Below are 11,568 nucleotides of genomic sequence, written 5' to 3' on the forward strand. Positions count from 1 at the left end.
GGTGGTCTATTCCAGAGGCACCATTTACGGCCAAGGCCTAGTGTTAGTGCGGCCCTGTCCATTACAGGGCACTGGCACGCTACTTGCTCCCTTGTGAGGCAGTAGCCCTTAGGCGAGGATAGGGCTCTTCTGAAAGCGCAACCGTTTTCAGAAGTGCCCTTGCTACGGGTACACCTGATCCTGGGAGTTACGCCAACCGCTCCCAGCCTCAATCCCTCTGGAGGAAAACATGTCGAAGGCGGTTCAACTGATCAAAGAAAACGACGTGAAGTGGATAGACCTGCGCTTCACGGACACCAAGGGAAAGCAGCAGCACGTTACTATGCCCGCTCGCGACGCCCTCGATGAAGACTTCTTCGAACACGGCAAAATGTTCGACGGCTCCTCCATTGCTGGCTGGAAAGGTATCGAAGCTTCCGACATGATCCTGATGCCGGACGACAGCACCGCCGTGCTGGATCCGTTCACTGAAGAGCCGACCGTGATCCTGGTCTGCGACATCATCGAACCGTCCACCATGCAGCCTTATGAGCGTGATCCCCGTGCGATTGCCAAGGCCGCTGAAGAGTATCTGAAATCCACCGGTATCGGTGACACTGTATTCGTAGGTCCAGAGCCCGAGTTCTTCATCTTCGACGAAGTGAAGTTCAAGTCCGACATCTCCGGCTCCATGTTCAAGATCTTCTCCGAACAGGCCTCCTGGAACACTGACGCTGACTTCGAAAGCGGCAACAAGGGCCACCGTCCGGGCGTCAAGGGCGGCTACTTCCCGGTTCCGCCGGTCGACCATGACCACGAAATCCGTACAGCCATGTGTAATGCGCTGGAAGAGATGGGTCTGGTTGTTGAAGTTCACCACCATGAAGTGGCGACTGCCGGCCAGAACGAGATCGGCGTGAAGTTCAACACGCTGGTAGCCAAGGCGGACGAAGTCCAGACGCTGAAGTACTGCGTACACAACGTCGCTGATGCCTACGGCAAGACCGTAACCTTCATGCCGAAGCCGCTGTATGGCGATAACGGCTCGGGCATGCACGTTCATATGTCTATCTCCAAGGAAGGCAAGAACACGTTCGCAGGCGAAGGCTATGCCGGCCTTTCCGATACTGCCCTGTACTTCATCGGCGGCATCATCAAGCATGGCAAGGCTCTGAACGGCTTTACCAACCCGTCCACCAACTCTTATAAGCGTCTGGTTCCCGGCTTTGAAGCACCGGTCATGTTGGCCTACTCGGCTCGCAACCGTTCCGCCTCGATCCGTATCCCCTACGTTTCCAGCCCGAAAGCCCGCCGTATCGAAGCGCGCTTCCCGGACCCGGCGGCCAACCCTTACCTGTGCTTCGCTGCACTGCTGATGGCGGGTCTGGATGGTATCCAGAACAAGATTCACCCTGGCGATGCTGCCGACAAGAACCTGTACGACCTGCCGCCAGAAGAGGCCAAGCAGATCCCGCAGGTATGTGGCAGCCTGAAGGAAGCACTGGAGTCCCTGGACGCTGACCGCGCGTTCCTGACCAAGGGTGGCGTCTTCACTGATGAGTTCATCGATACCTATATCGAGCTCAAGAGCGAAGAAGAGATCAAGGTTCGCACCTTCGTTCACCCGCTGGAATACGACCTGTACTACAGCGTCTAAGCCACCGGCTGTACAGCAGAGGCCTCCTTCGGGAGGCCTTTTGCTTATGGGCGCTTGTCATAAGGGCCTGTCAGTGCAACGCTTATGACTTACCTCTTTCTCTATGTGACGCCAGTGTCACCCTAGGAACAGATATGCGCCTGCTGTTCGCCAGCCTAGTGTTTGCCATGACCTTGCCTGTTCACGCCGAAATCTATCGCTCGGTAGGCCCGAACGGCCAAACAGTCTTCAGCGACCAGCCGCCAGCGAACGCGCCTGCCGAACGGGTCGAACTGCAGCGCCCCAACACCGTGAAAGCCGAGACGCCGGCGTCGACCGCGCCCTCTCCGTCCCCGCCCGACACGGGCGCAGCCACGAGTCAGCCCTATCAAACCCTGCGCCTGGATGCGCCTGACGATGAAGCGCTACGAGCGAACAATGGCACTTTTTCCATTAGCGCGACCATAACGCCTGCCCTATCGCCCGGCCATGAACTTCGCCTGCTGGTGGATGGGCAACCTTATGGTGAGCCGACCCGAGCACCTTTTTTTCATCTGACTAACATAGACCGTGGCACACACAGCCTGGCCATAGAGGTGGTCGAAGGTACACGTGTCGTACAACAGAGCGAGCCCGTTGAGATCACGGTGCAACGCATCAGCCTCAACAGTCCGAGTCGTTGATCCTTACCGATGCGCTTCATTTATCTGCTTGTACTACTCTTCCTGACGCAGCCGACCTTTGCAGCCGTGTACACCTACACCGATGCCGAAGGTAACCGCATCTTCACAGATAGCCCTCCAAAGGGCATCAAGGCCAACCCTGTTACGATTCAGCCTTCCAACAGCATGCCGTCGCCTGCTGCACCACGTACGATCAAGCTGTCACCCTCTAATCCGGATATTCGTAAACCGGTGCAGCCATCCGCCCCACCGCCACCGGCTCAGATCGCGTCCTACCAGATGCTGCGCATTCTTGTACCGGAGCCGGACGCTACGATTCGGAGCAATGCCGGTGAGCTGATCGTAACAGCCACCAGCGATCCAGAACTGATGCCTACTCATTTCTACCGGCTGATTCTGGATGGCCAACCCGCAGGAGCCCCTGGGCGCAGTCCGGTATTTCCACTTGAAAACCTGGATCGGGGCACGCATCAGATCGCGGTGGAGATCGTTACGGAAGGCGGCGTCGTGGTCGAGCGTACGCCTAGCCAACCTTTCCATATGAAGCGCATGTCGCTGTCTCAGCGGCGTCTGGCCAACCCCTGCAAGGACGGTGAGTGGGGTATTCGTCCCGAATGTCCGCTTTCTGAAAAACCCGAAGAAGAATAAAGCGCCAGCCCCTTATGCACCATATCAGTGCAATACTGTAGGTCGCACCAAAACGAGACATCCTGATTAGCTAGAAAACAGCTTAAGGCTACGTGCAGTGCACAGGTTATGGGCTTGCCCTAACACAGGGCAGCCTATTTACGTAGCTTGGTTTGTTTCTTGCATTTTCATGGGTCGTCACATCAAAGCTGATTCGCCATGCCTACGGAAATGATGCATCGTCTGCTGCTGGATAACCTTACGACGGCAGTCATTCTGCTCAACGCCGAGCTGCGCCTTGAGTACATGAATCCGGCAGCTGAAATGCTGTTGGCCGTCAGCGGTCAGCGTAGCCACGGTCAATTCATCAGTGAATTGTTCACCGAGTCGCCGGAAGCGCTCCAAGCCCTTCGTCAGGCAGTGGAGCACTCGCACCCGTTTACCAAGCGTGAAGCACTGCTGGTGTCCACTACAGGCAACAACCTGACGGTGGATTATGCTGTTACGCCTGTGCTCAGCCCTTCTACGACCTACCTGTTGCTGGAGGTGCATCCCAGGGATCGTCTCCTGCGAATTACCAAAGAGGAAGCCCAGCTTTCCAAACAGGAAACGACCAAACTGCTGGTTCGCGGGCTTGCCCATGAGATCAAGAATCCCCTTGGAGGTATCCGTGGCGCTGCGCAACTCCTCTCTCGAGAGTTACCGGACGAGTCCCTGAAGGATTACACGAACGTCATCATTGAGGAGTCTGACCGCCTGCGCAACCTAGTGGATCGCATGCTCGGCTCCAACAAGCTGCCCAAACTGGCACGTACCAATATTCATGAGGTGCTAGAGCGTGTTTGCAGTCTGGTGGATGCCGAAAGCCAGGGTGGTATCTCTCTGGTACGCGATTACGATCCGAGCATTCCGGACCTCCTTATCGACAAGGAGCAGTTGATCCAGGCAGTCCTCAATATTGTGCGAAACGCCATGCAGGCCATTTCCGAACACAATGAGCTGCGCCTGGGACGTATCACGCTGCGGACGCGTGCGCTCCGCCAGTTCACTATTGCCCATATTCGCCATCGGTTGGTGTGCAAGGTCGAAATCATCGATAACGGCCCGGGTATTCCTGCCGACATGCAGGAAACCATCTTCTATCCGATGGTCAGCGGTCGCCCAGACGGGACCGGTCTGGGCTTGGCCATCACGCAAAACATCATTTCTCAGCACCAAGGCCTTATCGAGTGCCTGAGTCAACCTGGACACACTGCCTTCAGTATTTTCCTGCCGTTGGATAAGGAGCCTTTATGAGCCGTTCGGAGACCGTCTGGATCGTCGACGACGACCGTTCCATTCGCTGGGTACTAGAAAAGGCCCTTCAGCAGGAAGGCATGACGACCGTTGCCTTTGAGAATGCGGACAGCGTCATGAATCGGCTCGGCCGCCAGCAGCCGGATGTCATCATTTCCGATATTCGCATGCCTGGCGCCAGTGGCCTGGACTTGTTGTCACGCATTCGGGAGGTTCACCCTCGTCTGCCTGTGATCATCATGACGGCACATTCGGATCTCGACAGCGCTGTCGCCTCCTATCAAGGGGGCGCGTTTGAATACCTGCCCAAGCCGTTCGACGTCGATGAGGCCGTCGCGTTGGTCAAGCGCGCCGGCCAGCATGCCCAGGAACAGCAGGGATTCGAGGAGCCCGCTCACCTGACGCGAACACCGGAAATCATTGGTGAAGCGCCGGCAATGCAGGAGGTGTTTCGCGCCATCGGCCGGCTCTCCCATTCCAACATTACGGTTCTGATCAATGGCGAGTCGGGCACAGGTAAAGAGCTGGTTGCCCATGCCCTGCACCGCCACAGCCCGCGTGCGGCTGCGCCTTTCATTGCGCTGAACATGGCCGCCATTCCCAAGGACTTGATGGAGTCCGAGCTGTTCGGCCACGAAAAAGGGGCCTTCACAGGCGCGGCCAACCAGCGTCGAGGCCGTTTCGAGCAGGCCGATGGTGGAACCTTGTTTCTTGATGAGATCGGAGACATGCCAGCCGATACCCAGACGCGCCTGCTGCGGGTCTTGGCTGATGGTGAGTTCTATCGCGTAGGGGGCCATACCCCAGTCAAGGTGGATGTCCGCATCATTGCCGCAACCCACCAGAACCTGGAGGGTCTGGTCCGGGATGGCAAGTTTCGCGAGGACCTGTTTCATCGCCTCAACGTGATTCGTATCCACATTCCTCGTCTGGCTGATCGCCGGGAGGATATTCCGGCGCTGGCCCGGCATTTCCTGGCACGAGCAGCGCAGGAGCTGGCGGTAGAACCCAAGACGCTAAGACCGGAAACCGAGGAGTACATGAAGGGCCTGTCCTGGCAAGGTAACGTCCGGCAACTGGAAAATACCTGTCGCTGGATCACGGTGATGGCGTCCAGCCGGGAGGTACTGATCGATGACCTGCCGCCGGAACTCCTCAGTCAGCCGCAGGATGCACAACCCGCCGCCAACTGGGAACAAGCCTTGCGTCATTGGGCGGATCAGGCACTGACCCGTGGACAGTCAAGCCTTCTGGACAGCGCCGTGCCTGCTTTTGAGCGAATCATGATCGAGACCGCGCTCAAGCATACCGCTGGCCGCCGTCGTGATGCCGCGGTTCTCCTGGGCTGGGGACGCAACACGCTGACCCGGAAGATCAAAGAGCTGGGCATGAAAGTCGATGGCCCCGATGAAGAGGGTGAAGACTAAGCCCTATAGGCTAAAAGGCGCCTTAAACAGCGCTTTTTTATGCCTGAACTTTTTGTTCAGAAAATCATGAAAAGTTGGCACGCCGCCTGCTATGTACTTGGTAACCAACCTTTTGGGGACCTCGGTACAGGCAGGCTGGGGAATCCCCTTTTTATTTCAAGACCACCTTCGGGTGGTCTTTTTTTGTTCTGAGATAAAAGGCTACTTCTCAGGCCTTTAAAATCAATAGGTTACAGATACAAAGCTGAAACCCTTCAATTGCACTGGCTTTACAAGAAACACAGCATCATAAAAGAAGAATAATGTTTAGCATTCAAGGCTTGCACCAAAAATGTGCAGCACTTGAAACTTGCCTCAATTGTGCGCACGTTTACTGGCCAGCTGAGATCAGTGGAACGTCAATGACCAGTTCCCAGTGGTCGTCTTCCTTTTTGTCCAAGTGGTCCTGAGTAGCCAGGGCTCCTCCTAGTCCAACTACAAGCACGTTGACGTCCTTGCCCTGCTGAGTGACTGACCAGGAAAAACTGCGTGACTCTTTTGTTTTTACCTGAGCACTTTGATTGCCGCCTACCAAACTTATGTTGGGCAAACGCAGATTCAACGCACCGTCTGGGCGATAGCGCTCATACTGAAGGGCCTTGTTCAGGGACAGCACCAGACGATACATAGGCCTCCCAGAGCCTTCGTCAACGTATTCTGCAGCCTGAGCCACGCGTACCTGAGGAACGATCGGCCGTCGGGGCCCTACATCGCCATGATAGATCCGGCCGACCATCAGCCCGAACAGCAGCCCGCCCAGTGACATGGCGCCCAACCACACCAGGAGGCGGCGATTGCGAGTCTGTAGCTCACGGCGTAGCTCTTCAGGATCATCCACCCGTTGGAGTTCTCTTTCACGAGCAGCCTTGGCTTCGCGTACCTCGAGAAACAGACGGCGTACAGCATGAAACAGACGACTCAACATGCCACCGTTCCGCAACCAGCCCATATCCACCGTACGAAGCAGCAGCCATTGTCGCCGGGTGGCGTTACCATACCGCTCTTTATTCCTGTGTTAGCTACCATGTTTGACGTCATTCTGTTCGAGCCGGAAATTCCGCCCAATACGGGCAATATTATTCGCTTGTGTGCCGTTACCGGCTGCCGCCTGCATCTGATCGAGCCACTTGGCTTTGCGCTTGACGACAAAAAGCTGCGTCGCGCCGGGTTGGACTACCATGAGTGGTCGACCGTGCGGTGTCACGCATCGCTGTCAGCTTGTATAGCAGATTTACAACCCCGTCGGCTGATGGCCTTTTCTACCAAGGCTACACAGTCCTATGCCGATGTCCGCTATGAAGTAGGCGATGCCCTGCTGTTTGGTCCCGAGAGCCGCGGGCTGCCAGCCGAGGTGCGTGATGCCCTTCCCCACGAGCACCTGCTACGCCTGCCCATGCTACCGGATCGTCGCAGCCTCAATCTCTCCAACGCGGTAGCCATTACCGTTTACGAAGGCTGGCGCCAGCTGGGCTTTTTCATGCCGGAATAAATCACTGCGGCATAAAAAAACGCCCCGAAGGGCGTTTTTTCTACAGCGTAGATCAGGCCTGACCTGCAGTCTGCATGCGCGACAGCTCTTGAGCGTACAGCGCATCGAAGTTCACCGGCGACAGCATCAGCGCCGGGAAGGAACCACGCACGACCATGCTGTCCAGTGTTTCACGTGCATAAGGGAACAGGATGTTCGGGCAGAAGGCGCCCAGCGCATGACTCATGGAAGAGGCATCCAGACCCTTGATCAGGAAGATACCGGCCTGTTGTACTTCAGCAACAAAAGCGGTGTCTTCACCGTTCTTCACCGTTACGGTCAGCGTGAGGACGACTTCGTAGAAATCTTCGTTCAGCGCCTTCTGGCGGGTGGATAGATCCAGGTTAACGTTTGGCTGCCAGTCCTGACGGAAGATGTCCGGGCTCTTGGGCGCCTCGAAAGACAGGTCGCGAATATAGATACGTTGCAGGGAGAACTGAGCGCCTTCTTCAGTCTGCTGCGCTCCGTTTAGGTTATCAGTCATGACAGAACCTTATTGTTTATCGGTTAATTCAGGCAGAGAGGAGCGGGTCGAGACGGCCTGAGCGCTCGAGCGCATACAGATCGTCGCAGCCACCCACATGGGTTTCGCCAATCCAGATCTGCGGAACACTGGTCCGGCCGGCCTTGCGTGTCATTTCACTGCGCACTGCAGGCTGGCCATCGACGGCAATTTCTTGGTACTTCACACCTTTACTGTCGAGCAGGTGCTTGGCTCGATGGCAGTAAGGACACCAGGCACTGGTGTAGATGATGACTTCAGGCATGAGAGTACCTCCTGTCCGACAATTAGTTTTTCACGAGCGGCAGGTTTTCCCCACGCCAGGTAGAGAGACCTCCCGTCAGCCGGGCCGTAGTGAATCCGGCCTGTTGTAGCGGCGTACAGGCAGCGCCGGCCTGCTGACCATTGCTGTCGACAACGATAAGGGTCTTATCCTTGTGCTTCTCCAGTTGGGACAGGCTGCTGGCCAGTTTGTCCTGAGGAATGTTCACTGCCCCGACGATATGACCGGTAGCGAACTCCTTCTTCGGACGAATGTCCAGCACAATGCCCTGCTCTGTATTGAGAAGCTTGGTCAGCTCCGCCGTTGACAGGCTGCGCCCGCTACGACGTGTCTCGTGTATCAGCAGAAGGATCAAGAGCACCAACAAGGCGCCAACAAGCAAGTAATGGTGAGTGGCGAACTCGATCAGCCGGGAAACGAATTGCATGGCACGAAGTATCCGGAGTCAAAAAATGCTGGCCAGTATACACACGCGACCTCATGCACCATACCCTGCATGCGTGGCGTCGCTAGGCGTTTGGCAGTTACACTTCAGATAACCGTTGCCTTTCGAAACAGCGCTAACAAGAGTCCGAAATCATGGCATTCACACCCAAACCTCTGGTCCTGATCATCCTCGACGGCTTTGGCCACAGCGAGGAAACCAAGCACAATGCCATTTACGCGGCAAAAAAGCCGGTCTGGGATCGCCTGCTGGCGACACAGCCCCATGGTCTGATCTCCGGCTCCGGCATGGATGTGGGCCTGCCTGACGGCCAGATGGGCAACTCCGAGGTAGGTCACATGAACCTGGGAGCCGGCCGTGTGGTGTATCAGGATTTCACCCGTATCACCAAGGCCATCCGCGATGGCGAGTTCTTCGAGAATCCGGTCATTGGCGAAGCCGTCGACAAGGCAGTCGGCGCAGGCAAGGCCGTCCATATCCTGGGCCTGATGTCCGACGGCGGCGTCCATAGCCACCAGGACCATCTGGTTGCCATGGCAGAGCTGGCAGCCAAGCGTGGCGCCGAGAAGATCTACCTGCACGCCTTCCTCGACGGTCGCGATACACCGCCCAGAAGCGCCCAGAGCTCGATCGACCTGCTCGACGCCACCTTTGCCCGCCTGGGCAAAGGCCGTATCGTGTCGCTGATTGGCCGCTATTTCTCCATGGACCGCGACAATCGCTGGGACCGCGTATCCGCTGCGTACAACCTCATTACGGACGGCACCGCGGAATACCATGCGGCAACGGCCATCGAAGGCCTCAACGCAGCGTACGAGCGCGGCGAGAGCGATGAATTCGTCAAGGCAACAACCGTCGGGACTCCCGTCAAAGTGGAAGACGGTGACGCCGTGGTATTCATGAACTTCCGCGCTGACCGCGCCCGTGAACTGTCCCGTGCGTTTGTCGAGCCGGACTTCAAGGAATTCCCCCGTACCCGGACGCTAAACCTGGCAGGCTATGTCATGCTGACCCAATATGCTGCCAGCATTCCTGCACCCAGTGCCTTTGCCCCGGAAAGCCTGAACAATGTCCTGGGTGAATACCTGGCCAAGAACGGCAAGACTCAGCTGCGGATTGCCGAAACCGAGAAATATGCGCACGTCACGTTCTTTTTCTCGGGCGGTCGGGAAGAACCCTTCGAGGGCGAGGAACGTATCCTGATCCCCTCCCCCAAGGTTGCCACCTATGACATGCAGCCTGAAATGAGCGCCCCGGAAGTTACCGACAAGATTGTCGATGCGATTGAAAACCAGCGCTACGACGTCATCATCGCCAACTATGCCAATGGCGACATGGTGGGCCATACCGGTGTATTCGAGGCGGCAGTCAAAGCAGTGGAATGCCTGGACGCCTGCATGGGACGCATTGTGGAAGCGCTGGACAAGGTCGGCGGCGAGGCCATCATTACGGCAGACCACGGCAATGTCGAGCAGATGGAAGATGAGTCCACGGGTCAGGCGCATACTGCGCATACCACCGAGCCGGTTCCGTTCGTCTATGTAGGCAAGCGCTCCGTTCACATTCGTGAAGGCGGTGTACTGGCCGATGTAGCGCCCACTTTGCTAACGCTTATGGGTATGGAGCAACCCAAGGAGATGACCGGTCGTACGATCATTACCATGAATTAAATATCACAGCCTGCTCATTTGCCCGATTGGGAGTATCGTTGCGTCCCTGAGGACTCAGCGGTACTTCTGATCATCAACCAATAAAAGAGCACCTAGTCATCTACGGCTCGTCTCGCCGTTTTTTTTGCTAGCCGCCCCGTGCATACTAGGGCGCTTCCTCATGGGATATTTGTTACTCGATGCTTCGCGCCCTTACCCTCGTTCTTCTTGCATGTCTGCTTACTCCGGCCGTGGCCGATCAGCGCGAGGATACCCAGCGCCAGCTGGAAGCCACCAAGCGTGACATCGCCGAACTGCAGAAGCTCTTGCAAGGCATCCAGACCGAAAAGTCCGGCGTGCAAAAGCAGCTCAAATCGACCGAAACGGAGATGGGCGACCTGGAAAAGCAGGTCAAGGATCTCCAGGATCAGTTGGATCAAGGTCAGGAGAAGCTGAAGAAGCTGGATGACCAGAAAAAAAAACTCGATCAGTCACGCCTTGAGCAACAAAAACTGATCGCTATTCAGATTCGTGCCGCTTATCAAAGCGGCCGTCAGGAATACCTGAAGTTGCTCCTCAATCAGGAACAACCGGAAAAGGTCAGTCGCACCCTGACCTACTATAACTATGTCAATCAGGCCCGCCTCGACCAACTCGCGACATTCAACGACACCCTGAAACAGCTAGCCGGGGTAGAGAGTGACATTCGTAACGAGCAATCGCAGCTGACCGCTCAGCAAGCCGCTCTGCAGGAGCGGCAGGACAAACTGGCCGAAGTCCGCAAGGCACGCCAGGAGACCCTGGCCAAGCTGAACAGCGACTACTCCGACCGCAACCGTGCGCTGAAATCGCGCGAGCAGGATCAGGCAGAACTCGGCAAGGTCCTGAAAACCATTGAAGAGACACTGGCCCGCCAGGCTCGTGAGGCTGAGCAGGCTCGCCAGCGTGCACTGGCACAGGCGCGGGAAGCGGAAGAGCGTAGTCGCGCAAGCAGCAAAACGACACGGCCAACGAACACACCGGGCCTTGCGGTGTCTAGTTCTGCACCAGGCTTTGGCGGTCCGTTTGCCAGCGCACAAGGCAAGCTGCCTTGGCCTGTGAACGGTCGCCTGCTGGCACGCTTTGGCAGTCCGCGTGGCGATGACCCGCGCGCCAAATGGGATGGTGTACTGATTTCAGCCAGCGCAGGCACCCAGGTACACGCTATTCATGCGGGCCGGGTAGTGTTTGCCGACTGGTTACGAGGGGCCGGACAGCTGGTGATCATTGATCACGGCAACGGCTATCTCAGTTTATACGGGCATAATCAAAGCTTGTTAAAGAGTGCAGGTGATCAGGTCAAGGCGGGCGATGCGATTGCAACCGTCGGGACCAGCGGAGGCCAGGACACCCCTGCCCTCTATTTCGCCATACGTCAGAAGGGTCGTCCGTCGGATCCGCTTACCTGGTGCCGTGCCCAGGGTTAGTGCCGGAC

At 56.8% G+C, this 11,568-nt stretch carries 12 protein-coding genes; 8 read left to right on the forward strand and 4 right to left on the reverse strand.

The annotated features are described in order from the left end of the window. Nucleotides 1–229 precede the first annotated feature (229 nt). The 5 genes from glnA to ntrC all read left to right on the forward strand — a co-directional run bounded on the left by glnA (nucleotide 230) and on the right by ntrC (nucleotide 5,648). Nucleotides 230–1,636, forward strand: coding sequence for a glutamate--ammonia ligase (gene glnA / locus AC4LF3_RS18710; RefSeq protein WP_010796128.1), 1,407 nt, complete (start codon nucleotides 230–232; stop codon nucleotides 1,634–1,636). 134 nt (nucleotides 1,637–1,770) lie between these two features. After that, the gene (locus AC4LF3_RS18715) at nucleotides 1,771–2,298 is read left to right on the forward strand and encodes a DUF4124 domain-containing protein (protein ID WP_010796129.1); all 528 of its coding nucleotides are present in this window, start codon (nucleotides 1,771–1,773) and stop codon (nucleotides 2,296–2,298) included. A gap of 9 nt (nucleotides 2,299–2,307) precedes the next feature. Further along, nucleotides 2,308–2,946, forward strand: a complete 639-nt coding sequence (locus AC4LF3_RS18720) for a DUF4124 domain-containing protein (protein ID WP_010796130.1) — start codon at nucleotides 2,308–2,310, stop codon at nucleotides 2,944–2,946. Nucleotides 2,947–3,144: 198 nt separating this feature from the next. Then, complete coding sequence (glnL, locus tag AC4LF3_RS18725) at nucleotides 3,145–4,221, forward strand: nitrogen regulation protein NR(II) (RefSeq protein ID WP_074827128.1); 1,077 nt, start codon at nucleotides 3,145–3,147, stop codon at nucleotides 4,219–4,221. Then, complete coding sequence (ntrC, locus tag AC4LF3_RS18730) at nucleotides 4,218–5,648, forward strand: nitrogen regulation protein NR(I) (RefSeq protein WP_019367298.1); 1,431 nt, start codon at nucleotides 4,218–4,220, stop codon at nucleotides 5,646–5,648. Before glnL ends, ntrC begins: the two co-directional genes overlap by 4 nt. A gap of 370 nt (nucleotides 5,649–6,018) precedes the next feature. Here ntrC and AC4LF3_RS18735 read toward each other — a convergent pair whose 3' ends face one another. Continuing rightward, nucleotides 6,019–6,612 carry a hypothetical protein gene (locus AC4LF3_RS18735; RefSeq protein ID WP_491836148.1) on the reverse strand — a complete coding sequence of 198 codons (594 nt, stop codon included), beginning with the start codon at nucleotides 6,610–6,612 and terminating at the stop codon, nucleotides 6,019–6,021. A 99-nt stretch (nucleotides 6,613–6,711) separates the two neighbouring features. On the opposite strand from AC4LF3_RS18735, the gene AC4LF3_RS18740 reads away from it, so the two are divergent. After that, the gene (locus tag AC4LF3_RS18740; protein WP_010796134.1) at nucleotides 6,712–7,176 is read left to right on the forward strand and encodes a tRNA (cytidine(34)-2'-O)-methyltransferase; all 465 of its coding nucleotides are present in this window, start codon (nucleotides 6,712–6,714) and stop codon (nucleotides 7,174–7,176) included. A 52-nt stretch (nucleotides 7,177–7,228) separates the two neighbouring features. On the opposite strand, the gene secB is transcribed toward AC4LF3_RS18740, so the two are convergent. The 3 genes from secB to AC4LF3_RS18755 are packed head-to-tail and all read right to left on the reverse strand — an operon-like array spanning nucleotide 7,229 to nucleotide 8,427. Next, entirely contained in the window at nucleotides 7,229–7,699 is a 471-nt protein-coding gene (secB, locus tag AC4LF3_RS18745) for a protein-export chaperone SecB (protein WP_010796135.1), read from the reverse strand. Nucleotides 7,700–7,727: 28 nt separating this feature from the next. Then, entirely contained in the window at nucleotides 7,728–7,982 is a 255-nt protein-coding gene (gene grxC / locus AC4LF3_RS18750) for a glutaredoxin 3 (RefSeq protein ID WP_010796136.1), read from the reverse strand. Nucleotides 7,983–8,004: 22 nt separating this feature from the next. Next, on the reverse strand, nucleotides 8,005–8,427 hold the full coding sequence (locus AC4LF3_RS18755) for a rhodanese-like domain-containing protein (protein ID WP_010796137.1): 423 nt from the start codon (nucleotides 8,425–8,427) through the stop codon (nucleotides 8,005–8,007). Nucleotides 8,428–8,579: 152 nt separating this feature from the next. Here AC4LF3_RS18755 and gpmI point away from each other — a divergent pair, with 152 nt between their 5' ends. After that, the gene (gene gpmI / locus AC4LF3_RS18760) at nucleotides 8,580–10,115 is read left to right on the forward strand and encodes a 2,3-bisphosphoglycerate-independent phosphoglycerate mutase (protein WP_491836149.1); all 1,536 of its coding nucleotides are present in this window, start codon (nucleotides 8,580–8,582) and stop codon (nucleotides 10,113–10,115) included. Nucleotides 10,116–10,294: 179 nt separating this feature from the next. Next, nucleotides 10,295–11,560: a murein hydrolase activator EnvC family protein gene (locus tag AC4LF3_RS18765; protein ID WP_150348484.1), complete on the forward strand. Its 1,266-nt coding sequence runs from the start codon at nucleotides 10,295–10,297 to the stop codon at nucleotides 11,558–11,560. The last annotated feature ends 8 nt before the right edge of the window (nucleotides 11,561–11,568 follow it).

It is taken from the genome of Pseudomonas sp. C2.3V, from assembly GCF_058536325.1.

Coding starts and splice junctions, on each gene's coding strand:
- AC4LF3_RS18765 (WP_150348484.1), top strand. CDS start 10,295: ATGCTTCGCGCCCTTACCCTCGTTCTTCTTGCATGTCTGCTTACTCCG.
- gpmI (WP_491836149.1), top strand. CDS start 8,580: ATGGCATTCACACCCAAACCTCTGGTCCTGATCATCCTCGACGGCTTT.
- AC4LF3_RS18720 (WP_010796130.1), top strand. CDS start 2,308: ATGCGCTTCATTTATCTGCTTGTACTACTCTTCCTGACGCAGCCGACC.
- AC4LF3_RS18715 (WP_010796129.1), top strand. CDS start 1,771: ATGCGCCTGCTGTTCGCCAGCCTAGTGTTTGCCATGACCTTGCCTGTT.
- AC4LF3_RS18735 (WP_491836148.1), bottom strand. CDS start 6,612: ATGTTGAGTCGTCTGTTTCATGCTGTACGCCGTCTGTTTCTCGAGGTA.
- ntrC (WP_019367298.1), top strand. CDS start 4,218: ATGAGCCGTTCGGAGACCGTCTGGATCGTCGACGACGACCGTTCCATT.
- glnA (WP_010796128.1), top strand. CDS start 230: ATGTCGAAGGCGGTTCAACTGATCAAAGAAAACGACGTGAAGTGGATA.
- secB (WP_010796135.1), bottom strand. CDS start 7,699: ATGACTGATAACCTAAACGGAGCGCAGCAGACTGAAGAAGGCGCTCAG.
- AC4LF3_RS18755 (WP_010796137.1), bottom strand. CDS start 8,427: ATGCAATTCGTTTCCCGGCTGATCGAGTTCGCCACTCACCATTACTTG.
- grxC (WP_010796136.1), bottom strand. CDS start 7,982: ATGCCTGAAGTCATCATCTACACCAGTGCCTGGTGTCCTTACTGCCAT.
- glnL (WP_074827128.1), top strand. CDS start 3,145: ATGCCTACGGAAATGATGCATCGTCTGCTGCTGGATAACCTTACGACG.
- AC4LF3_RS18740 (WP_010796134.1), top strand. CDS start 6,712: ATGTTTGACGTCATTCTGTTCGAGCCGGAAATTCCGCCCAATACGGGC.